This is a genomic window from Bacillus sp. JK62, assembly GCF_053663455.1.
In genome coordinates this window covers 509,294-533,695 of sequence record NZ_JBSJQA010000006.1, presented here as the reverse complement: position 1 = coordinate 533,695, position 24,402 = coordinate 509,294, and the positions used below count along the sequence as shown (strand labels likewise).

Genomic DNA, 24,402 nt, shown 5'->3' with positions numbered 1-24,402 from the left:
AAAAACAGCATGTCAACAAGAGATTTATCGGTTTTAATAAGTGTTGTCCTCATTGTGGCAATGCTGGTGATTCCATTCCCTCCATGGTTGTTAAGTATTTTGATCATCATTAATATCTCTCTTGCGTTGATCGTGCTTCTCACCACAATGAATATGCAAGAACCGCTGCAATTCTCGATATTCCCGTCATTGCTGCTGTTATTGACGCTGTTTCGGCTTGCGCTCAATGTGTCGACGACACGTTCGATTCTTTCTCACGGAGAAGGGGGAAAGGTTGTTGAGACATTCGGGAATTTCGTTGTCGGCGGAAATGTGCTGGTAGGGCTTGTTGTCTTCATTATCTTGATTATTATTCAGTTTATCGTCATTACAAAAGGCGCCGAGCGGGTATCGGAAGTGGCGGCGAGATTTACGCTCGATGCGATGCCCGGAAAGCAAATGAGTATTGACGCGGATTTAAATGCCGGCATGATTACGGAGCAGGATGCAAAGCACAGACGTGAAAAAGTCGCTCGGGAAGCGGATTTTTACGGCGCCATGGACGGTGCGAGCAAATTCGTCAAAGGGGATGCCATCGCGGGGATCATCATCGTGATGATCAATATTATTTTCGGAATCGTAATCGGCATGCTGCAGCAGGGGATGAGCATACAAGAAGCTGCGTCTCACTTTACAATGCTGACGGTCGGTGACGGTATCGTTTCTCAAATGCCGGCCTTGCTCATTTCAACGGCTACGGGGATTGTCGTGACGAGAGCGGCCTCTGAAGGAAACCTCGGTCACGATATTACAGGCCAGCTGTTTGCTTATCCGAAGCTCTTGTATGTAGCCGCGGGAACTGTACTTTTGCTCGGTCTGCTTACACCGATCGGCATTCTGCTGACGGGGCCGATCGCCGGTCTGCTTGCATTCGGCGCTTATATGCTGTCCAAAGCGGATAAGCCGAGCGAAGAAGAGGAAGAAATTCTTGAAGAAGAGGCTCAGGCGGATGAACTGAAAAGCCCGGAAAGCGTTGTGCAGCTTTTACATATTGATCCGATTGAATTTGAGTTCGGATACGGACTCGTGCCGCTTGCAGACGCGGGGCAGGGCGGTGATCTTCTTGACCGCATCGTCATGATCAGACGTCAGCTTGCGCTTGAATTGGGACTTGTCATTCCGGTTGTGCGCATCAGGGATAATATCGCGCTCCAGCCGAATGAATACAGATTGAAAATTAAAGGCAATGAAGTCGCTAAAGGAGAGCTCCTGCTGGATCATTACTTAGCGATGTCACCGACGCCTGAAGATGACGTCATTGAAGGCATTGAAACGATTGAACCGTCGTTCGGACTTCCCGCAAAATGGATCAGCGAAGCTGCAAAAGATGAAGCGGACATGCTGGGGTATACAGTTGTTGATCCGGCGTCAGTCGTATCTACGCATATTACAGAAAAAATTAAGCAGCATGCTCACGAACTGGTCGGCAGACAGGAAACAAAGCAGCTGATCGATCATCTGAAGGAAAATTATCCTGTGCTTGTTGAGGAAGTCACGCCAAACCCTCTTTCTGTCGGCGATATTCAAAAGGTGCTTGCCAAATTGCTGAGAGAAAAAGTTTCAATCAGAAACTTGGTGACCATTTTTGAAACTCTTGCCGATTACGGAAGATTAACGACAGATTCAGACCTTTTGACAGAATACGCGAGACAGTCGCTTGCCAAACAAATCACGGCACAATATGCGAGAGAGCATGAAACGCTGAAGGTCATCACATGCTCAGGCCGGGTGGAAAAAGCGATTGCAGACGGGGTTCAGCAGACTGAACAGGGCAATTACCTGTCACTCGATCCTGAGGTTTCAGACAGCATCATCCGTTCTGTCGCTAAAGAGGCCGAGCAGCTTTCCATCCGTCAGGAGTCAGCGATTCTTCTTTGCTCTCCTGCTGTCAGAATGTATGTAAAACAGCTGTTAGAACGGTATTTCCCTGATCTTCCGGTTCTTTCTTATAATGAGCTGGAAGCAAATGTTGAAGTACAGAGCATTGGAGTGGTGGATATTTAATGAAAATAAAAAAATTTACAGCCGCTTCAATGCAGGATGCCGCGAAGCAAATCAAAAAGGAACTCGGCAATGATGCCGTTATTTTACATTCCAAACAAGTAAAGAAACGAAAATGGCTGGGGCTGCGGTCGCAGCAGGCCGTCGAAGTGATAGCGGTTTTAGATCGTGACGTCAGGGAAGCGAGAAAAACGCCGCCGGCTGCCGCTGGAGAAATGAAAAAGACGGAAACGGCGGAGAAAGCTGAGCCTGTTCAGCCGCCGCGTCTTCCGGATCAAAGTATTTCTGGCGAACTGGCGCATTTGAAAGAAGTGCTCCCTGAACCATTAAAAAAAGCCGAGAGACTATTGAAGCAAGCTGGGCTTCCTGATCATACGCAAAACGCCGTACTCAGTGAATTGCTCAGTTCTTCAATTGTTTCCGGAGATTTAACTGAAGATAATGTCAGCTCAAAACTGCAGGATTTGTTAGTGAAAAAACTCCCTTTGGCAGACAGGTGGCAGGAAGGGATTCAATCAAAATACGTCGTGCTTTTCGGTTCAACCGGGGCCGGCAAAACGACTACACTTGCGAAACTTGCGGCCTCATCAATGCTGACAGAGCATAAAAAAATTGCCTTTATGACGACGGATACTTACCGGATTGCCGCGGTCGAGCAGCTGAAGACATATGCGGAGCTGCTTCAGGCTCCTCTTGAAGTATGCTATTCAAAGGAAGAATGTCTGAAGGCACTGGAAAAATTCGCTGAATACGACCATGTTTTCATTGATACAGCCGGCAGAAACTTTAAAGAAGAGCAGTATATTACGGAATTACAAGAGATGATTCCGTTTGAATCAGGATTACAATCCTTTCTCGTATTATCGGCATCTGCAAAATATGAAGATATGAAACAGGTGCTGAAACAGTTTTCCGGTGTGCCGGTCAATCAATTCATTTTCACGAAAACGGATGAAACCGCCTCACTCGGCTCCGTGTTTCAAGTGCTGTCGGAATCAAGAATCGGCGCCGCCTATTTGACAAATGGACAGGATGTGCCTGAAGACATCCTATCGGCTTCACCAAAAGAGTTTGTAAGGATGCTTTTGGCATGAAACCCGATCAGGCAGAGTCATTAAGAAGGAAAATGAGAGAGCGGCAAATGATCAAGCCGGAGCTTTATGAGAAAAAAGCGAAGACATTAGCCGTCATCAGCGGTAAAGGCGGCGTCGGAAAATCTAATTTAACATTAAACATGGCAGTTGCCCTGCAGGAAAAAGGAAAAAAAGCACTCATCATTGATCTTGACATCGGAATGGGCAACATTGATGTGCTGATCGGCGCTGCTTCTTCCCGCACCATTATTGATGTGATGGAGAATCGGCATGCATTGGCTCAATCACTTTCCTCCGGTCCGAAAGGCCTTCGCTACATATCCGGAGGAACGGGGCTTGAGGCGATCTATCAAGCAGACAGAGAGAAGTGGTCGGTTTTTATGAATGGTCTTTCCGCTGTATTAAGCGATTTTGATTACGTTCTGTTTGATATGGGAGCGGGACTTTCAAAAGAACAGCTGCCGTTTATTTTATCGGCGGAAGACATTCTCGCCGTGACAACGCCTGAGCCGACGGCCATTATGGATGCCTACAGCGCGATCAAACATCTTTTGCTTGCGGATGAACGGCTGACCGTAAACATTGCCGTCAATCGCGCCCGCGCCCAAAAACAGGCGCTGGACACGTACAACCGCCTTTCTCATGCGATTCACACGTTTTTAGGCGCGGAGGTGCGTTTCGCCGGCTCCATACCCGATGATCCGCTAGTAAGTCAAGCCGTCATTGACCAGGTGCCTTTTTTAATAAAAAGTCCTCAAGCAAAAGCCAGCAGGTCCGTCCGTCTTCTGACGGATGTCTTGTTTCAAACGGAAGAAAACAAACCAAGAGAAGAGAAACCGGCATTTATTGAGAGATTATCTTCTTTTTTATTGAGGAGGACTTTACAGTGATTCGTGTGCTTGTCGTTGATGACTCAGCTTTTATGAGAAAGATGATTACCGATTTTCTGGCTGCGGAAGTGCAGATAGAAGTCATCGGGACAGCCAGAAACGGGGAAGAGGCGCTGAAGAAAATAGAGCTTCTCAAACCGGATGTTGTCACGCTTGATATTGAAATGCCGGTCATGAACGGAACGGATACATTGCGGAAGATCATCAGCATATATAAACTTCCCGTCATCATGGTATCGAGCCAGACACAGCAAGGGAAGGACCGAACGATCAACTGCCTGGAAATGGGCGCTTTTGATTTTATCACTAAGCCTTCCGGATCGATTTCACTTGATCTTTATAAAATTAAAGAGCAGCTGATTGAGAGAGTGATTGCAGCCGGGCTGTCCCGCGCACAAAAACCTGAGGCGGCAGTGAAAGAGCCTTCTATCCCGGAACGTCCGGCTTTGGCGGGATTTGAAAGACCGAAAGCAAAATCCGCCAAGCAGGCCGTATTTATCGCGACCTCTACAGGCGGACCGCGTGCCCTGCAAAAGGTGATTCCGAAACTGCCGAAGGATTTAAAGGCGCCTGTATTTGTCGTTCAGCACATGCCTGAAGGCTTCACCGCTTCACTTGCAGACAGACTCAACCATTTGTCAGATATTCAGGTCAAAGAAGCGGAAAACGGTGAAGAAGCGAAAGACGGATGGGTGTACATCGCGCCCGGCGGAAAAAATATGACGGTTGCAGAGGAAGGCGGAAGGCTCCGCATCATTCTTGACGTTCATGATACGGAAAGCCGGCATAAACCGTCAGCCGATTATTTGTTTCGGTCGGCAAGCCGCTTATCCGATTACGAAAAGGTAGCCGTCATTATGACAGGCATGGGCAGCGACGGAACCGAAGGCGTAAAAGAAATGCTCAGAACAGGCGGCGTTAAAACGATTGCGGAATCGGACGAATCCTGTGTTGTGTTCGGAATGCCGAAGTCAGCGATAAAGGCGGGCCTCATTCATGAGATTAAACATGTGGAAGATATCGCGGCATCCATCACCGGATGTGTGAAAAAAGAGAGGGTGTGAATCAATTGGATATGAATCAATATTTAGATGTCTTTATTGATGAAAGTAAAGAGCACTTACAGACATGTAACGAAAAGCTGCTGCTGTTGGAAAAAGATCCGGCAGACCTTCAGCTTGTGCATGACATCTTCAGAGCTGCCCATACGCTGAAAGGCATGAGCGCAACGATGGGATATACAGATCTGGCGCATTTAACCCACCTGATGGAAAATGTGCTGGACGCCATCCGCAACGGAGAAATGCCCGTTACATCGGATTGGCTGGACGTGCTGTTTGAAGCGCTTGATCATCTTGAAGAGATGGTGCAGTCCATTATTGACGGAGGAGACGGCAAACGTGATATTTCTGAAGTAAGTGCGAAGCTCGACGTAAATGCGGTGCATGAGACTGCGGCTTCAGCCGAAACAGCAGAACCGCCGGCTTCAAAACAACAGACTTCAACTGAATGGAATTATGATGAGTTCGAACGGACTGTTATTGAAGAGGCGGAAGAGCAAGGATTCAGCCGCTATGAAATAACGGTTTCCCTGAATGAAAGCTGCATGCTCAAAGCCGTGCGCGTGTACATGATATTTGAAAAGCTGAATGAAGCCGGGGAAGTCGCAAAAACGATACCCGCCGCGGAAGTACTTGAGACGGAAGATTTCGGAACGGATTTTCAGGTGTGTTTCTTGACAAAACAGCCTGCTGAAGAAATTAAAGAACTCATCAGCGGCATTTCAGAAGTGGAGAAAGTCGAAATTTCTGCCGGTGCGCCGTTAAAAACGGCCGAAAAACCGCAAGCGGCTGAACCGGTGAAGGAAACTCCGGTTAAAAAGGCTGAAAAAACGCCGAAGCCGCAAGCGAAAACGGAAGAACAGCCGAAGCATCACAGCGGCTCGAAAACGATTCGTGTCAACATTGAAAGACTGGATTCTTCAATGAATCTTTTTGAAGAACTTGTCATTGACCGCGGACGTCTTGAGCAGATCGCCAAAGAGCTTGACCACAATGAGCTGACTGAAACCGTTGAACGCCTGACCAGAATTTCGGGCGACCTTCAGTCTATTATTCTTAATATGCGGATGGTGCCGGTAGAAACCGTCTTTAACCGTTTCCCGAGAATGATCCGCCAGCTTCAAAAGGAATTAAACAAGAAAATCGAATTGTCCATCATCGGAGCTGAAACGGAGCTGGACCGCACGGTGATTGATGAAATCGGCGATCCGCTTGTGCATTTAATCAGAAACAGCATCGATCACGGCATTGAATCGCCTGAAGTGCGGGTGAATAAAGGAAAACCGGAATCGGGTCATGTCGTGCTTAAGGCATATCACAGCGGCAATCATGTCTTTATTGAGGTTGAAGATGACGGGGCCGGCCTGAACAGAAAGAAAATTCTTGAAAAAGCGCTCGAGCGGAGTGTAATCACCGAACGTGATGCTGAAACGCTTGAAGATAATGAGATTTACGAGCTTATTTTTGCTCCTGGCTTCTCGACTGCCGATCAAATTTCTGACATTTCAGGGCGGGGCGTCGGCCTGGATGTCGTAAAAAATAAACTCGAATCACTCGGCGGCTCTGTCAGTGTCAAATCCGCGGAAGGTCAAGGTTCTCTTTTCAGTATCCAGCTTCCGCTGACACTTTCAATTATATCCGTTCTTCTCATTAAACTGGAAGAAGAGACGTTTGCGATACCGATTTCTTCTATTATAGAGACGGCTGTTATTGATAAGAAAGATATCCTGCAGACGCATGACAGAGAAGTGATTGATTTCAGAGGCCAAATCGTTCCGATCGTCTATCTGAAAAAAGAATTCGGCATTACGGATTCAAAACAGGATGCCGATCAGTTCCATGTAATCGTCGTGAAAAAGGGCGATAAATCCACTGCTTTTGTCGTGGACTCTTTTATCGGACAGCAGGAAGTCGTACTGAAATCACTCGGCGACTATTTGACGAACGTCTTTGCGATTTCCGGCGCTACGATTCTCGGAAACGGAGAAGTGGCGCTGATTATTGATTGCAATGCGCTGATCTACTAAAACGACACGAGGAGGTGCCCGCATGACTGCTGAAATCAAAACAGGTGAAAAAATGATTGTGTTTATGATAAACGGGAAAGAATACGCTATCTCAGTTTCCCAGGTGAAATCAATTGAAAAGTGGCAAAAACCGACGAGGGTCCCGGGGGTGGAATCTTATATCCGCGGCGTTATCAATCTGCGCGGAGTGATTACCCCGGTTCTTGATTTAAGAAAACGTCTGAACCAGCCTGAACAGGACATCACAGAAGAGACACGGATTATCATCATTTCTTACCGTGACGCCGATGTCGGATGGGTCGTGGATGAGGCCAATGACGTCATCACCGTGCATGAAAATGAAATTGAATCCGCGCCTGAAAGCCAGACAAAGGAAACGGATGTGTGGATTAAACAGATCGTCAAGCAAGATAACAGGCTCCTCAATATTATCGATGCGCATGCGGTGCTGGATAAAGGTGCTTCGGCATCTGCGTCCGGAGAGCCGAATGCTTAAAGGGGAAAAGACAACATGAGTAAGTTTGAAGCGATCAAAGAAGAGCAGATGGATATTTTGCGGGAAGTCGGAAATATCGGGGCGGGTCACTCGGCTTCTGCCATGGCTCAGCTGCTGAACAGAAAGATAGACATGGAAGTGCCGTTTGCGACTTTATTGACATTTGATGAGCTCGCTGATTTTTTCGGCGGGGCTGAAACGCCGGTCGCCAGTATCTTTTTAAGAATGGAAGGCGACATGACCGGTTCTATCTTTCTCATCATGCCTTTTGATCAAGCGGAACAGTTTATCAGAGAGCTGATCGGAAATCCGGATTTTGATATTGACCAGTTGGGTGAAGATCATTTGAGTTCTTCTGCTTTACATGAGTTCGGCAATATTTTAGCAGGCTCCTATTTAACGGCATTGGCTGATTTGACAAAGCTTGAGATTTACCCGAGCGTGCCGGAAATCTCACTTGATATGTTCGGCGCGGTTATCAGTGAAGGACTGATGGAGCTCAGCCAAGTCGGAGAGCATGCCATTGTCGTGGATACTTCTATTTTTGACCAGGGCAGCCGGCAGGAGCTCAAAGCCCATATGTTTATGCTCCCGGACTATGATTCTTTTGAAAAGCTCTTCGTCTCATTGGGTGCGGCTTTATGAGCCGTGCGGAAGCCGCAGTCGTTAAAGTGGGGATTGCGGATGTTCAAGTCGCGCGTTACCCGGATAAAATCCGAACCTCGGGACTCGGTTCATGCGTGGGGCTGGTTTTATACGATAAAGACAAACAAACGGCAGGACTCGTTCACGTCATGCTGCCGGACTCCGGTTTATCAAAAACGGCGGAGCTCAACCGTGCAAAATACGCGGACACCGCCGTTAAGATGACAATTGATATGCTTTTGAAAGCCGGCTGCCGCAAGTTTGCCCTGAAGGCAAAACTCGCCGGGGGAGCGGAGATGTTTAAGTTTAAAATGACAAACGACCTGATGAAAATCGGTCCGAGGAATGTAGCGGCTATCAAAGAGCAGCTTTCATTGTATAACATTCCGGTCATCAGTGAAGATACGGGCGGCTCAAGCGGCCGGACGATTGAATTTGAGCCAAAGTCCTGCATGCTGCACATTCGAACTGTTAAACAAGGTGAAACAACGATTTAATAAAGGTATGAGGTAGGGGGATAACAATGCAATCCTTGAATTATGAAGATCAGGTGCTTTGGTCGCGCTGGAAAGAGTGGAAAGATCCTAAAGCCGGTGATGATTTAATGCGCCGTTACATGCCGCTGGTCACATATCATGTCGGCAGAATTTCCGTCGGACTGCCGAAATCGGTGCATAAAGACGATCTAATGAGCCTTGGTATGCTTGGTTTATATGATGCCCTGGAAAAATTTGACCCCGGCCGGGATTTAAAATTTGATACCTATGCCTCGTTTAGAATTCGCGGTGCAATCATCGACGGGCTGCGTAAAGAAGATTGGCTGCCCAGAACTTCACGGGAGAAGACAAAAAAAGTCGAAGCGGCAATCGAAAAACTTGAACAGCGCTACCTTCGGAATGTGACGCCTTCAGAGATCGCAGAAGAGCTGGGCATGACGGAACAGGACGTAGTATCAACGATGAATGAAGGTTTTTTTGCCAATCTCTTATCAATTGATGAAAAGCTTCACGACCAGGATGACGGTGAGAATATTCAAGTGATGATCAGAGATGACAAAAATGTGCCGCCGGAAGAAAAAATCATGAAGGACGAGCTGATCGCTCAGCTTGCGGGCAAAATTCACGAGCTCTCTGAAAAAGAGCAACTTGTCGTCAGTTTATTCTATAAAGAAGAACTGACTTTGACCGAAATCGGACAAGTCCTGAACCTTTCGACGTCGCGGATTTCACAGATTCATTCAAAGGCGCTGTTTAAATTAAAGCACCTGCTTGAAAAAGTAATTCAATAATGAACTCATGGTTAGCGAGTGAAAAACATGTCAACACTATTATGGCTTTTAAGCTTTGTGCTTCACGGCGTACTGCTTTATGCCGTCATTATTCTGTACACGAGGTTTTCAGCCCTCAAGGAGACGGAGCGCCAGCAGAAGAAGATTCTTGAAGAGACGGAAAACACTCTTGCAGCGTTTCTGCTTGAGCTGAAAGAAGAAAATGAAAGACTCGAAGACGCAAAAAGCCGGAATGATCAAGCACCTGACGCAGAAGACGCCGAACCCCGGCCGGAACCGAAAAAAGAGCCTGATATTCCGGACCACATGGAAAAGCTCATCAGTGCAACGGAACGGGCTGAAAGTGATGAAAACAGCGGCGCGCATTCGTTTGAAGAACGTGTTTCAGAATTATATGAACAAGGGCTCACCCCCGCGGAAATCGCCAAACGGGTGCAGAGCGGAAAGACAGAAATCGAGCTGTTTTTAAAATTTCGCGGCAAAGCTGTAAAGGATTCTTGATTGTCGCATAAAGCTGTGTTATATTATGTCTTGGTGTTAAATACACACGCTTAACGATTTATGCAGAGGGTGCTGCAAACGGCAGTTCTGCACAAAAATGACCTAAGCGGAGGAAAAAAACCATTTTATTAGGAGGAAATCACATGTCAGTTATTTCTATGAAACAATTGCTTGAAGCTGGTGTTCACTTCGGCCACCAAACACGCCGCTGGAACCCAAAAATGAAGCGTTACATTTTCACGGAGCGTAACGGAATCTACATCATTGACCTTCAAAAAACAGTGAAAAAAGTAGAGGAAGCTTACAACTTCACGAAAAACCTTGCTGCTGAAGGCGGAAAAATCCTTTTCGTCGGCACAAAAAAACAAGCTCAGGATTCTGTTAAAGAAGAAGCTGTACGCTCTGGCATGTACTATGTCAACCAACGCTGGTTGGGCGGTACACTGACAAACTTCGAAACAATCCAAAAACGCATTAAGCGTCTGAAAGACATCGAGAAAATGCAAGAAAACGGTACATTTGAAGTACTTCCGAAAAAAGAAGTTGTTCAATTGAAAAAAGAATTAGAGCGTCTTGAAAAATTCCTCGGCGGAATTAAAGACATGAAGGATCTTCCTGATGCATTATTCATCATCGATCCTCGCAAAGAGCGCATCGCTGTTGCGGAAGCTCGCAAATTGAACATTCCTATCATCGGAATCGTAGATACAAACTGTGATCCTGATGAAATTGATGTCGTAATCCCTGCAAACGATGACGCAATCCGCGCTGTCAAACTTCTTACTTCTAAAATGGCAGATGCTATTCTTGAAGCGAAGCAAGGCGAAGAAGAAGCGGAAGCTGCTGAAGAGACTGCACCTGAAACAGAAACGACAACTGCGTAACCTAATCAAAAGGTGATAAGAGGGACTGCCTTTTATCACCTTTTTTCAAGAAAAATGTATCTATACATATCTTGTTTACACATATAAGGAGGAATTCAAATGGCTATTACTGCACAGCAGGTAAAAGAACTGCGTCAAAAAACAGGCGCTGGTATGATGGACTGTAAAAAAGCACTGACTGAAACTGACGGAGATATGGACAAAGCAATCGACCTTCTGAGAGAAAAAGGAATTGCGAAAGCGGCTAAAAAAGCTGACCGTATCGCTGCTGAAGGTTCTACTCTTATTAAAACTGACGGCAACAAAGGCGTTATCTTAGAAGTAAACTCTGAAACTGATTTCGTTGCGAAAAACGAAGGCTTCAAAGAGCTTCTGAACACGCTTGCTGACCACCTTCTTGCAAACGCTCCTGCTGATCTTGAAGAAGCGATGGGTCAAAAGATGGAAAACGGTTCTACTGTTGAAGAATACATCACAAGCAACGTTGCTAAAATCGGAGAGAAAATCACTCTTCGCCGTTTTGCTGTTCTTACAAAAGAAGACAGCGAAGCGTTCGGTGCTTACCTTCACATGGGAGGCCGCATCGGCGTATTATCCGTTCTTAGCGGAACAACTGACGAAGATCTTGCAAAAGACATCGCGATGCATGTTGCAGCGGTAAATCCTCGTTATATTTCCCGCGACCAAGTGTCTGAAGAAGAAGCAAACCATGAGCGTCAGATCCTGACTCAGCAAGCTCTTCAAGAAGGCAAACCGGAAAACATCGTAGCTAAAATGGTTGAAGGCCGTCTGAACAAATTCTTCGAAGAAATTTGCTTATTAGACCAAGCTTTCGTTAAAAACCCAGACGAAAAAGTGAAACAAGTTGTGGCTGCGAAAAACGCATCTGTTAAAACTTACGTCCGCTACGAAGTTGGAGAAGGCATTGAAAAACGCCAAGAAAACTTTGCTGAAGAAGTTATGAACCAAGTGAAAAAATAATGGCGGAAAGCCTTGGCGAATCTTTCGCGGCTTTTCAGGCAGTATAGGGGACACTACTTGTGTTCCCTATTTTTAAAACTATATTTACAAACCTTTTTTTCTCTTGCATAATAGGAAACGGCAATGTTTACACTTGGAGGTTATTATGGAAAAACCAAAATACAATCGTATCGTTTTAAAGCTTAGCGGAGAAGCATTGGCAGGAGAGCAGGGAAACGGCATTAATCCGACTGTTATCCAATCCATCGCTAAACAGGTAAAAGAAATCGCTGAGCTTGACGTCGAAGTGGCCGTAGTTGTAGGCGGCGGCAACTTATGGCGCGGAAAAACAGGCAGTGACTTAGGAATGGACCGTGCGACGGCCGATTATATGGGCATGCTTGCTACTGTCATGAACTCACTTGCCCTGCAGGACAGCCTGGAAACGCTCGGAATTCAGTCCAGAGTGCAGACATCAATTGAAATGCGTCAGGTCGCTGAGCCTTATATCAGAAGAAAAGCCATCCGCCACCTGGAGAAAAAACGCGTTGTGATTTTTGCCGCGGGAACAGGAAACCCTTATTTCTCTACGGACACAACCGCAGCGCTGCGTGCCGCTGAAATCGAAGCGGATGTGATTTTAATGGCGAAAAATAATGTCGACGGTGTGTATAATGCCGATCCGAGAAAAGATGAGTCAGCTGTTAAATACGAAAAATTATCTTATCTCGATGTGTTAAAAGACGGGCTGGAAGTCATGGATTCTACGGCTTCTTCACTATGTATGGATAATGATATTCCGCTGATCGTCTTTTCTATTATGGAAGAAGGAAATATTAAGCGTGCCGTAATCGGCGAATCAATCGGAACGATCGTAAGGGGGAAATAACGTTGTCAAACGAAGTATTAACACAAACAAAAGAACGCATGGAAAAAGCGGTTGCTGCTTATTCACGTGAATTGGCGTCAGTCCGCGCGGGACGTGCCAACCCATCTCTATTGGATAAAGTGACAGTAGAATACTACGGTGCCCAAACACCTTTAAACCAGCTGTCTTCCATCAATGTGCCTGAAGCGCGTATGCTTGTTGTCACACCGTATGACAAAACGGCAATCGGCGATATTGAAAAAGCGATCCTGAAAGCTGATCTTGGCGTAACTCCGACAAGTGACGGAACAATTATCCGCATCGCGATCCCGGCTCTGACGGAAGAAAGACGTAAAGAACTTGTCAAAGTCGTGAAAAAATACGCGGAAGAAGCGAAAGTAGCAGTCCGTAATGTCCGCCGTGACAGCAACGATGACCTCAAAAAACTTGAGAAAAACGGGGACATTACAGAAGACGAGCTTCGTGCTTCCAGTGAAGACGTTCAAAAGTTGACAGATGAATATGTGTCAAAAATTGACAGTGTCACGAAGGACAAAGAAAAAGAAATCATGGAAGTTTAATGAAAAACTATGTACAATAGATAATGTGAAAAGACCCTCTCATGTTTACAGGGGGTTTTTTTGTTAATACTGTTGATTACATTGATCATCAGCAACGCAACCTTTTTGGGTGACGGAGGAATCTCATGCTCAACATACTCAAAAATTGGAAGAATCAGCAGAATGCGGCTTCCAACTTAGAACGGTATACAAAAGAAGACATACTGAAGGGTGAAATTCCCGCACACATTGCCATTATTATGGACGGAAACGGACGCTGGGCGAAGAAGCGCTCACTCCCGCGGATTGCCGGACATCATGAAGGAATGAAAGTGGTAAAAAGGGTGACAAAGCTCGCAAATCAGCTCGGCGTTAAAGTTCTGACTCTTTATGCGTTTTCAACTGAGAATTGGAAGCGCCCGAAGATGGAAGTCGACTTTTTGATGAAGCTTCCGGAAGAGTTCCTGAATACGTATCTTCCTGAATTGATAGAGGAAAATGTACAGGTGAAAATTATCGGAGATGAATCCGCGCTCCCTTCTCATACGTACAGGGCGATTGAGAAGGCCGTAAAAGATACAGAACAAAATGACGGGCTGATTCTCAATTTCGCTTTGAACTACGGCGGACGCACGGAAATCGTCAATGCGGCAAAAGCACTGGCCGAACAGGTGAAAAGCGGCACGCTGAATATCGAAGACATTGATGAAGCGCTCTTTTCCGGGCATTTAATGACAGAATCAATCCAGGACCCGGAGCTGCTCATCAGAACGAGCGGAGAAATCAGACTGAGCAACTTTATGCTTTGGCAGGTGGCTTACAGTGAATTTGTTTTTACAGATGTCCTGTGGCCCGATTTTAAAGAAGATCACTTTCTGCAGGCAGTGGGAGAATTTCAGCAGCGGGGCCGGAGGTTTGGCGGAATTTAGAGGATGGTGGAAATGAAACAAAGATTGTTAACAGGTGTTCTGGCAGCGGCACTATTTTTATTTTTGGTTATTTTCGGAGGATTGCCGTTCACCGTATTTGTTTACGTGATGGGAAGTATAGCGCTTTTTGAGCTTTTGCGGATGAAAAAGCTCAGATTTTTTTCTTTTCCGGGTCTGATCAGCCTCTTATTGTTATGGCTGTATATGATGCCGGACAAATATCATTTTTTCGATGCGAAAATGGAAGTAACGATTTTCGCCGTATTGATTCTGCTCAGCTATACGGTGCTCGTGAAAAACACCTTTACGTTTGACGAAGTCGGGTTTATCGTTCTCGCGACGGTATATATCGGACTGTGTTTTCATTATTTTATTGAAATCAGAAACATTGAAACAAACGGGCTTTTGTATATCTTTTATGCCTGCGTTGTCATATGGTCAACGGACTCAGGCGCATATTTCGTCGGAAAGTCGCTCGGGAAGCGGAAGCTGTGGCCCGAAATCAGTCCCAACAAAACGGTGGAAGGGTTTCTCGGCGGTATTGTCATCGCCCTTATTTTTACGGCTGTTTTTCAGCTGTTTGCGCACCTTCCGATTTCATACCCGGTTCTTTTGGTCATCACGCTTGTTCTGTCTGTGTTCGGACAGATCGGGGATTTGGTTGAATCAGCGCTTAAGCGGCACTATGATGTGAAGGATTCGGGGAAAATCCTTCCCGGGCACGGCGGCATTTTAGACCGATTTGACAGCTTTTTGTTTGTCATGCCGTTCTTATACTTTCTGCTTGCGCTTTTTTCATGAGAAAGGCTAATATGAAAATAAGACCGATCTGGACGCATAGAATGGGAGTGGCATTTTGAAGAATATTTGTCTTTTAGGAGCAACAGGATCAATCGGGGAGCAGACGTTAGACGTATTGCGCATGCATCAAGATCAGTTCCGTCTCGTCTCGATGACTTTCGGTAAAAACGCCGAGAAAGCGATCCCGTTGATCAGAACGTTTCAGCCGAAATATGTAGCAGTCGGCGACATGGATACATATCAAAAAGTGAAAGAAGCGTCTTTTTCTCATGAATGTCAAATCGGCATCGGAGAAGAAGGCCTGATTGAAGCGGCAGTCATGGACGAAGTGGATATCGTGGTCAATGCGCTGCTTGGAAGCGTCGGTTTAATCCCGACTTTGAAAGCGATTGAACAGAAAAAAACAATTGCGCTTGCAAATAAGGAAACTCTCGTCACTGCCGGGCATATAGTGAAAGGACACGCAAAACGATACGGTGTTCCTCTTCTTCCGGTCGACAGCGAACATTCCGCTATTTTTCAGGCGCTGCAAGGCGAACAGAGCAAAAATATCGAGCGCCTGATCATTACGGCATCCGGCGGCAGTTTCAGAGATAAAACGCGGCAGGAGCTTGAGTCTGTAACGATTGCCGACGCCCTTAATCACCCGAACTGGTCGATGGGTGCAAAGATTACGATTGACTCGGCTACAATGATGAATAAAGGGCTTGAAGTCATTGAAGCGCATTGGCTGTTTGACATTCCGTATGAACAGATTGACGTTGTATTACATAAAGAGAGCATCATTCATTCGATGGTTGAATTTCACGACAGAAGCGTCATCGCCCAGCTTGGAAATCCGGACATGAGGGTGCCGATTCAATACGCGCTGACATATCCGGACCGGCTGCCTCTGCCTGAAGCAAAAAGGCTTGAATTATGGGAGATCGGAAGCCTTCATTTTGCGAAAGCTGACTTTGAAAGGTTCCGCTGCTTACAATTTGCCTTTGAATCAGGTAAAATAGGGGGAACGATGCCGACGGTTTTAAATGCGGCCAACGAAGAAGCCGTTGCCGCTTTTCTTGCCGGACGGATTTCATTCTTATCGATTGAGGACCTGATTGAAAAAGCATTGGACCGCCACAGCGTAATTCAGGATCCGAGTCTTGCGGATATCCAAGAAGTGGACAAAGACACCCGGGGATACGTTAATTCAATACTCACATAAGGTGGTATGTTCGTGAATACAGTTATCGCGTTTATTATTATTTTCGGAACGCTCGTTTTTTTCCATGAGCTCGGGCATTTATTGCTCGCCCAAAGAGCGGGAATCCTTTGCCGTGAATTTGCGATCGGCTTCGGCCCTAAAATCTTTTCATTTAAAAAGAATGAAACCGTGTATACGATCAGACTCCTTCCGGTCGGGGGGTTCGTCCGCATGGCCGGTGAAGACCCGGAGATGATTGAAGTCAAACCCGGTTATACCGTCGGGCTTCTTTTTAATAAAGATGACGAAGTGGAAAAAGTCATCATTAATCAAAAGGAAAAATATCCCGACGCTTTAATTATCGAGGTGGAGACGGCTGATCTTGAGCACGAAATGAAGATTACCGGGTACGAGCAGGGGAAAGAAGATGAACTGGCGGGCTTTACTGTCAGTCAGACCTCTTTTTTTATCGTAGACGGAGAAGAAGTGCAGATTGCGCCTTACAATCGACAATTCGGGTCTAAACCCGTATGGAAGCGGATTAAGGCGATTGCTGCCGGTCCGATAATGAACTTCATCTTAGCGTATGTCATTCTCGTCATGCTCGGATTCATTCAAGGCGTGCCTTCGAATCAGCCTGAGCTCGGGAAGCTGACAGACAATGGACGCGCAGCTGCTGCCGGTTTAAAAGAAGGCGACTATATCCAGAGCATTAACGGTGAAAAAATGAGGTCATGGACCGACATCGTGACAGCAGTAAAAGAAAATCCCGGGAAAAAAATCGATGTCGCCGTCAAACGGGACGGCAAATCGTTTCATATCTCGGTTACACCTGAAGCTGTAAAAGATGAAAATAAAAAAACAATCGGCCGCTTCGGCTCTTATGCGCCGACTGAAAAAGGCGCGCTTGCAGCGATTGCTTACGGCGCGACATCTACCGTTGATGTCACAAAAGCGATCCTGACCAATCTGAGCAAACTTGTGACAGGCCAGTTTAAGCTTGATATGCTTTCGGGCCCTGTCGGCATTTATGATATGACCGATCAAGTTGCAAAAACCGGTATTATCAACTTATTCCAGTTTGCGGCGTTTTTAAGCATCAACCTGGGAATCGTCAACCTGCTGCCGATACCGGCGCTTGACGGCGGACGGCTGCTGTTTTTATTCATTGAAGCAATCCGCGGCAAGCCGATAAACCGTGACAAGGAAGCATTTGTCGTATTTATCGGCGTAGCTTTCTTAATGCTTCTTATGCTGGTTGTCACATGGAACGATATCCAGCGTTTATTCTTATAATTGACTAGTAAAAAATCAGAGGTGCGAAGACATGAGACAAAGTTTGACGCTTATTCCGACCCTGAGAGAAGTGCCGGCTGATGCTGAAGCAAAAAGCCATAAGCTTCTGCTGAGAGCGGGATTTATCAGACAAAATACGAGCGGGGTTTACAGCTACATGCCCCTGGCTTACAGGGTCATTCAAAACATTCAGAAGATCGTGCGTGAAGAAATGGAAAAAATCAACGCGGTGGAAATGCTGATGCCGGCCCTTCAGCAGGCTGAAACATGGCAGGAATCAGGCAGATGGTATACGTACGGGCCTGAATTAATGCGTCTGAAAGACCGCCACGGCCGTGAATTTGCTTTAGGCGCGACACATGAAGAAGTCATTACTTCTCTCGTGCGCGATGAGGTGAAATCTTATAAGCGTCTGCCGCTCACTCTTTACCAGATCCAGTCTAAATTCAGAGATGAAAAACGCCCGCGTTTCGGGTTATTGCGCGGACGCGAATTCATCATGAAAGATGCGTATTCTTTCCATGCTTCTGAAGAAAGTCTGGAGGAAACGTACCAAAACATGTACGGCGCATACAGCAGCATTTTCGCACGCTGTGAATTAAACGTCCGTCCCGTTATTGCCGACTCAGGCGCGATGGGCGGAAAAGACACGCATGAATTTATGGCTCTTTCTGAAATAGGGGAAGATACCATCGCTTATTCCGATGGATCCTCTTACGCAGCCAATACGGAAATGGCGGAAGTTGTCATGAACAGCGAGCCGTCAGATGAAACACCCGAGGCATTGGAGAAAATTGATACGCCGAATGTCAAAAGCATTGAAGAGCTCGCTTCGTTCTTGCAGATCGAGCCGAGCGCCTGCATCAAATCAATGCTGTTTAAAGCGGATGACCGATTTGTTCTCGTGTTAGTAAGAGGCGATCATGAGGTCAATGACGTGAAAGTGAAAAACCTTCTGAACGCGGAAGTGGTTGAGCTTGCGTCTCATGAAGAAGTAGCGGAGAAACTTGGCACGGAGCCGGGATTTGCGGGGCCGATCGGCGCTGCCGGCGACATTGAGATTTATGCCGACCAAGCCGTGAAAGTAATGGTAAACGCCGTTTGCGGCGCGAATGAAAAAGACCGTCATTACCGAAACGTAAACATCGAACGTGACGCGTCTGTAAAAGCGTACGCCGATCTTCGAATCATTCAGGAAGGCGATCCGTCACCTGACGGAAAAGGCACGATCCGTTTCGCTGAAGGGATTGAGGTCGGACAAGTCTTTAAACTCGGCACGCGTTACTCTGAAGCGATGAATGCGACATACCTTGATGAAAACGGGCGTGCGCAGCCGATGTTGATGGGATGTTACGGAATCGGCGTGTCCAGAACGCTTTCTGCCATCGCTGAACAGCATCACGACGAAAAAGGCTTGATCTGGCCGAAGAGCGTTGCTCCGTATGATCTTCATATTTTGGCGCTGAATATGAAAAACGAAGCGCAAAAAGAGCTTGCTGAACAGCTTTACGGCAAATTCCAGGCGGAAGGTTATGAGGTATTATACGATGACCGCGCTGAACGCGCAGGCGTGAAGTTTGCTGATTCTGATCTGATCGGCCTTCCGATCCGCATCACTGTCGGAAAACGTGCCGACGAAGGCATCGTAGAAGTGAAAATCCGCAAAACCGGTGAATCTGCCGAAGTTTCAGTGGATGAGCTTTCTGAATTTATTAAGACGAAGTAATCACCATAACGAATCGTACAAAATCATGTTAAAATAGAGAAAAAAGAAGGTACCTCATCACCTGCGGAGGTACCTTCACTTATGATGTTTTAAGGGAGGGATACTGTCTGAATGGAACAGTTATCAGTAAACAGAAGACAGTTTCAGATTCTTCTGCAGCAGCTTAATATGACAGATGATACCTTCATGACATACTTTGAAGACGGAGAGATTGATAAACTGACAATCCATAAAGCAGAAAAAGCCTGGCATTTCCAATTTCGCTTTAAGGCTCTTTTGCCGTATCAAATATATGATTCATTCATGATGAGGTTAACACAATCGTTTGCTCACATCGCCCGTGTCACATCGTCTGTTCAGGTCATCGACCCTACAGTGACAGAGGAGCTTGTACAGGATTATTGGACACGCTGTATTGAAGAGCTTGAAGGAACCTCGCCGCCGATGGTGGCTCTTTTGAATCAGCAGAAACCGAAGCTCAAGGGAAATAAACTGATCGTGAAAACAAAAACAGATACAGAAGCATCTGCGCTCAAAAATAAATACAGCGCACTGATTCAGCACAGCTACCGCCAATTCGGCTTTCCGGAACTGCAGCTGGATACCGAAATTTTCGTATCTGACCAAGAAGTCCAGAAATTCCGCGAGCAAAAGCTTGCTGAAGATCAGGAGCGGGCGATGCAGGCGCTTATCGAGATGGAGAAGAAGGAAAAAGAGGGCGATGAGGATCAGGCACCGTCCGGACCGCTTGTCATCGGCTATCAAATTAAAGAGAACGAAGAAATCCGGACGCTTGACAGCATCATGGATGAAGAAAGAAGAATTACGGTGCAGGGGTTTGTGTTTGATGCTGAAACACGCGAGCTGAAAAGCGGACGCACGCTCTGCATTTTCAAAATCACGGACTATACAAACAGTATTTTAGTAAAAATGTTCGCCAGAGAAAAAGAAGACGCCGCTTTGATGAAAACGCTGAAAAAAGGCATGTGGGTGAAGGCGCGGGGAAGCATTCAAAACGATACATTCGTCAGAGACCTCGTCATGATTGCAAATGACGTGAATGAAATAAAAGCCAAAACCCGTGAAGACACCGCTCCTGAAGGCGAAAAACGGGTTGAACTTCATCTGCATTCTCCGATGAGCCAAATGGATGCTGTAACGGGCATCGGAAAGCTTGTCGAACAGGCGAAAAAATGGGGACATGAAGCGATTGCGTTAACTGATCACGCCGTTGTGCAGTCTTTCCCGGATGCCTATTCCGCCGCGAAAAAACACGGCATAAAAATGATTTACGGAATGGAAGCCAATATCGTGGATGACGGCGTTCCGATCGCATACAATCCAGCTCACCGTCTCCTGGAAGAAGACACATACGTCGTCTTTGACGTTGAAACGACAGGTCTGTCCGCAGTGTATGACACCATCATTGAGCTTGCCGCAGTCAAAATAAGAGGCGGAGAAATCATCGATAAATTCGAAGCGTTCGCCAATCCGCACCATCCGCTGTCAGCAACGACAATAGAGCTTACCGGGATTACGGACGACATGGTCCGCGACGCTCCCGATGTCGTTGACGTCGTCCGGGATTTTAAAGAATGGATCGGCGATGACGTGCTTGTGGCTCATAACGCCAGCTTTGATATGGGATTTTTAAATGTGGCGTACAAGCGTCTTTTGAAAACGGAAAAAGCGAAAAATCCGGTCATTGATACGCTGGAACTCGCGCGTTTCCTGTATCCTGAGTTTAAAAATCACCGCTTAAATACGTTATGTAAGAAGTTTGATATCGAATTAACCCAGCATCACCGAGCGGTCTTTGACGCTGAAGCAACGGGCTACCTGCTGTTGAAAATGCTCAAAGATGCCGCTGAAAAAGACATTTTTTATCATGATCAGCTGAATGAGAATATGGGACAATCCAATGCTTATCAAAGATCAAGGCCTTATCACGCTACATTGCTCGCCGTAAATGAGACCGGCCTTAAAAATCTGTTTAAGCTTGTGTCCATTTCTCATATTCAATATTTCTACAGAGTGCCGCGCATTCCGAGGTCGCAGCTTAATAAATACAGAGAAGGTCTGTTAATCGGCTCTGCCTGTGACAGGGGAGAGGTCTTTGAAGGCATGATGCAAAAATCACCTGAAGAGGTTGAAGATATCGCATCCTTCTATGATTATCTTGAAGTGCAGCCGCCGGAAGTATACAGACACCTTCTGCAGCTTGAGCTCGTCCGGGATGAAAAAGCGCTGAAAGAAATCATCGCCAACATCACGAAGCTCGGGGAAAAATTGAATAAGCCGGTCGTTGCCACCGGAAATGTCCACTATTTAAACGATGAGGATAAAATTTACCGGAAGATCTTAATATCTTCCCAAGGCGGCGCCAACCCGTTAAACCGGCACGAACTGCCTAAAGTGCACTTCAGAACGACAGATGAAATGCTGGATGCTTTCTCCTTTCTCGGTGCGGAAAAAGCGAAAGAAATCGTGGTTGACAATACGCAGAAAGTCGCTTCGATGATCGATGAGATCAAACCGATCAAAGACGATCTGTACACGCCGAAAATTGACGGAGCTGATGAAGAAATCCGTGAAATGAGCTATCAGCGCGCCAGAAGTATTTACGGTGAAGAGCTTCCTGAAATTGTGGAAGCGAGAATAGAAAAAGAATTAAAAAGCATCATCGGTCATGGATTCGCCGTTATTTATCTCATCTCTCATAAGCTTGTAAAACGGTCTCTGGATGACGGTTATCTCGTCGGCTCCCGGGGGTCCGTCGGTTCATCGCTTGTGGCGACCTTAACGGAAATCACTGAAGTGAATCCGCTCGCTCCGCACTATGTGTGCCCGAGCTGCCGATATTCCGAATTCTTTAATGACGGATCAGTCGGTTCCGGTTTTGACCTTCCGGATAAAAGCTGCCCGTCTTGCGGCACACCTTTGAAAAAGGACGGGCATGATATCCCGTTTGAAACGTTCTTAGGCTTTAAAGGTGACAAAGTACCCGATATCGACTTGAACTTTTCAGGTGAGTATCAGCCGCATGCCCATAACTACACGAAAGTATTGTTCGGTGAAGATAACGTGTATCGCGCGGGAACGATCGGCACCGTTGCGGAAAAGACGGCTTACGGATATGTGAAAGGCTATGCGGGCGACCACAACCTACACATGCGCGGCGCAGAGATCGACCGTCTGGTGCAGGGCTGCACCGGCGTTAAGAGAACGACCGGCCAGCACCCGGGGGGGATTATCGTTGTCCCGGATTACATGGATATTTACGATTTTTCCCCGATACAATTCCCGGCAGATGCGACGGGGTCTGAATGGAAAACGACTCATTTTGACTTCCACTCCATTCATGACAACCTGCTGAAGCTTGATATATTGGGGCACGATGATCCGACAGTCATCCGGATGCTCCAGGATTTAAGCGGAATTGATCCGAAGACGATTCCGACAGATGATCCGGAGGTTATGAAGATTTTCCAAGGCACAGAATCGCTCGGCGTCACTGAAGAGCAGATCGGCTGTAAAACGGGGACGCTCGGCATTCCTGAATTCGGGACGCGATTTGTGCGGCAGATGCTTGAGGATACGAAGCCGACGACGTTCTCCGAGCTTGTCCAGATTTCCGGGCTTTCCCACGGAACGGACGTATGGCTCGGCAATGCGCAGGAACTGATACACAACAATACGTGTGAGCTGAGCGAAGTGATCGGCTGCCGTGATGACATTATGGTTTACTTGATCTATCAGGGCCTTGAGCCTTCACTGGCCTTTAAAATCATGGAATTCGTCCGTAAAGGCAAAGGCCTGACGCCGGAATGGGAAGAAGAAATGAAAAAGAACAATGTGCCGAACTGGTATATTGATTCATGCAAAAAAATCAAATACATGTTCCCGAAAGCCCACGCCGCCGCATACGTGCTGATGGCGGTGCGGATTGCCTATTTTAAAGTGCATCACGCGCTTTTATATTATGCTGCGTATTTTACCGTCCGCGCAGATGACTTTGACATTGATACAATGATTAAAGGCTCGACCGCCATCAGAGCGGTGATGGATGATATCAGCTCTAAAGGGCTTGATGCTTCGCCGAAGGAGAAAAACCTCCTTACCGTGTTAGAGCTTGCGCTTGAAATGTGTGAGCGCGGCTATTCCTTCCAGAAGGTCGATCTATACCGTTCGAGCGCTTCGGAATTTATCATTGACGGCAACAGTCTCATCCCGCCGTTCAACTCAATTCCGGGACTCGGAACCAACGCCGCTCTCAATATTGTGAAAGCGCGGGAAGAAGGGGAGTTCCTTTCAAAAGAGGATCTTCAAAAACGCGGAAAAGTGTCAAAAACCATTTTAGAGTATTTAGACCGTCACGGCTGTCTTGAGTCGCTTCCGGACCAAAATCAGCTGTCTCTGTTTTAAGCTTTGTGCACAGCCTCCGAGCGGAGTTTGATTTGCATTAAATATATGGTTATGGTATAGTTTTATTGGAAATGCTAACGATTACCGAGGCAAAGAGTGGGGAAACCCGCTCTTTTGTATTGAACAGGCAATTTTGCCTCGACATGTCCATCGTTTTCTCAATGCCCCTGCTCTTTTGAAGCAGGGTTTTTATGCAGAGGAACGGCTGATATGATATCGACAGCACAAGGAGGAAAAACATGAGCAAAAAAGTGACTGATACCGTTCAAGGAATGGCTCAGCCCATACTGGATGACCTTCAGCTTGAACTCGTAGACATTGAATTTGTCAAAGAGGGTCAAAACTGGTTCCTTCGCGTGTTTATTGATTCCGATAACGGTGTTGATATTGAGGAGTGCGCCAAAGTCAGCGAAGCGTTAAGCGAAAAGCTGGATGAGGCCGATCCGATCACTCAGAACTACTTTCTTGAAGTATCTTCTCCTGGAGCCGAGCGTCCATTAAAGAAAAAAGCCGACTTCGAAAAATCACTGGGCAAAAATGTGTACATGAAAACGTACGAACCGATTGACGGTTTAAAAGTGTTTGAAGGCAAATTGGCTGAATTTGATGGACAAACTGTTACAATAGAGATGACGGTCAAAACAAGAAAGAAACGGGTCAATATTCCGTATGAAAAAATAGCTAACGCGAGATTAGCTGTAACATTTTAATGAATGAAGTATTAG

General features: G+C 46.5%; 21 protein-coding genes. All 21 read left to right on the top strand.

The genetic code is table 11. The features are described 5' to 3' along the window. Nucleotides 1–9: 9 nt before the first annotated feature. The 21 genes from flhA (at nt 10) to rimP (ending at nt 24,387) form a co-directional block, all read left to right on the top strand. Nucleotides 10–2,043 carry a flagellar biosynthesis protein FlhA gene (gene flhA / locus ACWJJ4_RS15895; RefSeq protein ID WP_003154231.1) on the top strand — a complete coding sequence of 678 codons (2,034 nt, stop codon included), beginning with the start codon at nt 10–12 and terminating at the stop codon, nt 2,041–2,043. Then, a complete protein-coding gene (gene flhF, locus ACWJJ4_RS15890) occupies nt 2,043–3,134 on the top strand; it encodes a flagellar biosynthesis protein FlhF (RefSeq protein ID WP_146276778.1) in 1,092 nt (363 codons plus the stop codon). The genes flhA and flhF overlap by 1 nt, the downstream gene beginning before the upstream one ends. Further along, entirely contained in the window at nt 3,131–4,024 is an 894-nt protein-coding gene (locus tag ACWJJ4_RS15885) for a MinD/ParA family protein (protein WP_031379117.1), read from the top strand. The genes flhF and ACWJJ4_RS15885 overlap by 4 nt, the downstream gene beginning before the upstream one ends. Then, nucleotides 4,021–5,088 carry a protein-glutamate methylesterase/protein-glutamine glutaminase gene (locus ACWJJ4_RS15880; RefSeq protein WP_017417783.1) on the top strand — a complete coding sequence of 356 codons (1,068 nt, stop codon included), beginning with the start codon at nt 4,021–4,023 and terminating at the stop codon, nt 5,086–5,088. Before ACWJJ4_RS15885 ends, ACWJJ4_RS15880 begins: the two co-directional genes overlap by 4 nt. Nucleotides 5,089–5,093: 5 nt before the next feature. Then, nucleotides 5,094–7,112, top strand: coding sequence for a chemotaxis protein CheA (cheA, locus tag ACWJJ4_RS15875; RefSeq protein WP_017417784.1), 2,019 nt, complete (start codon nt 5,094–5,096; stop codon nt 7,110–7,112). Between the two features lie 22 nt (nt 7,113–7,134). Further along, nucleotides 7,135–7,608, top strand: a complete 474-nt coding sequence (cheW, locus tag ACWJJ4_RS15870) for a chemotaxis protein CheW (protein ID WP_003154225.1) — start codon at nt 7,135–7,137, stop codon at nt 7,606–7,608. 15 nt (nt 7,609–7,623) lie between these two features. Continuing rightward, nucleotides 7,624–8,253 (top strand): CheY-P phosphatase CheC, encoded by a 630-nt coding sequence (gene cheC, locus ACWJJ4_RS15865; RefSeq protein WP_014417781.1) that lies wholly within the window; start codon nt 7,624–7,626, stop codon nt 8,251–8,253. Next, nucleotides 8,250–8,750, top strand: a complete 501-nt coding sequence (gene cheD / locus ACWJJ4_RS15860) for a chemoreceptor glutamine deamidase CheD (protein ID WP_003154219.1) — start codon at nt 8,250–8,252, stop codon at nt 8,748–8,750. Before cheC ends, cheD begins: the two co-directional genes overlap by 4 nt. Before the next feature lie 26 nt (nt 8,751–8,776). Then, on the top strand, nt 8,777–9,541 hold the full coding sequence (gene sigD, locus ACWJJ4_RS15855; RefSeq protein ID WP_003154217.1) for an RNA polymerase sigma-28 factor SigD: 765 nt from the start codon (nt 8,777–8,779) through the stop codon (nt 9,539–9,541). 27 nt (nt 9,542–9,568) lie between these two features. Further along, on the top strand, nt 9,569–10,042 hold the full coding sequence (locus ACWJJ4_RS15850) for a DUF6115 domain-containing protein (RefSeq protein ID WP_062623359.1): 474 nt from the start codon (nt 9,569–9,571) through the stop codon (nt 10,040–10,042). 143 nt (nt 10,043–10,185) lie between these two features. Beyond that, nucleotides 10,186–10,926: a 30S ribosomal protein S2 gene (gene rpsB / locus ACWJJ4_RS15845; protein ID WP_003154215.1), complete on the top strand. Its 741-nt coding sequence runs from the start codon at nt 10,186–10,188 to the stop codon at nt 10,924–10,926. Between the two features lie 99 nt (nt 10,927–11,025). Next, complete coding sequence (gene tsf, locus ACWJJ4_RS15840; protein WP_003154214.1) at nt 11,026–11,907, top strand: translation elongation factor Ts; 882 nt, start codon at nt 11,026–11,028, stop codon at nt 11,905–11,907. Nucleotides 11,908–12,052: 145 nt separating this feature from the next. Then, nucleotides 12,053–12,775: a UMP kinase gene (pyrH, locus tag ACWJJ4_RS15835; RefSeq protein ID WP_003154213.1), complete on the top strand. Its 723-nt coding sequence runs from the start codon at nt 12,053–12,055 to the stop codon at nt 12,773–12,775. Between the two features lie 2 nt (nt 12,776–12,777). Then, nucleotides 12,778–13,335, top strand: coding sequence for a ribosome recycling factor (frr, locus tag ACWJJ4_RS15830; RefSeq protein ID WP_003154212.1), 558 nt, complete (start codon nt 12,778–12,780; stop codon nt 13,333–13,335). 125 nt (nt 13,336–13,460) lie between these two features. Next, the gene (locus ACWJJ4_RS15825; RefSeq protein WP_003154211.1) at nt 13,461–14,243 is read left to right on the top strand and encodes an isoprenyl transferase; all 783 of its coding nucleotides are present in this window, start codon (nt 13,461–13,463) and stop codon (nt 14,241–14,243) included. A 3-nt stretch (nt 14,244–14,246) separates the two neighbouring features. Beyond that, nucleotides 14,247–15,044 (top strand): phosphatidate cytidylyltransferase, encoded by a 798-nt coding sequence (locus ACWJJ4_RS15820; RefSeq protein WP_007409796.1) that lies wholly within the window; start codon nt 14,247–14,249, stop codon nt 15,042–15,044. A 55-nt stretch (nt 15,045–15,099) separates the two neighbouring features. After that, nucleotides 15,100–16,251, top strand: a complete 1,152-nt coding sequence (gene dxr, locus ACWJJ4_RS15815) for a 1-deoxy-D-xylulose-5-phosphate reductoisomerase (protein WP_070081828.1) — start codon at nt 15,100–15,102, stop codon at nt 16,249–16,251. Nucleotides 16,252–16,257: 6 nt separating this feature from the next. Beyond that, nucleotides 16,258–17,526: an RIP metalloprotease RseP gene (gene rseP / locus ACWJJ4_RS15810; RefSeq protein WP_007611459.1), complete on the top strand. Its 1,269-nt coding sequence runs from the start codon at nt 16,258–16,260 to the stop codon at nt 17,524–17,526. Nucleotides 17,527–17,557: 31 nt separating this feature from the next. Beyond that, on the top strand, nt 17,558–19,252 hold the full coding sequence (gene proS / locus ACWJJ4_RS15805) for a proline--tRNA ligase (protein ID WP_003154202.1): 1,695 nt from the start codon (nt 17,558–17,560) through the stop codon (nt 19,250–19,252). 111 nt (nt 19,253–19,363) lie between these two features. Then, nucleotides 19,364–23,677: a PolC-type DNA polymerase III gene (locus ACWJJ4_RS15800; protein ID WP_024085302.1), complete on the top strand. Its 4,314-nt coding sequence runs from the start codon at nt 19,364–19,366 to the stop codon at nt 23,675–23,677. A 239-nt stretch (nt 23,678–23,916) separates the two neighbouring features. After that, nucleotides 23,917–24,387, top strand: a complete 471-nt coding sequence (rimP, locus tag ACWJJ4_RS15795; protein WP_003154197.1) for a ribosome maturation factor RimP — start codon at nt 23,917–23,919, stop codon at nt 24,385–24,387. Nucleotides 24,388–24,402 lie beyond the last annotated feature (15 nt).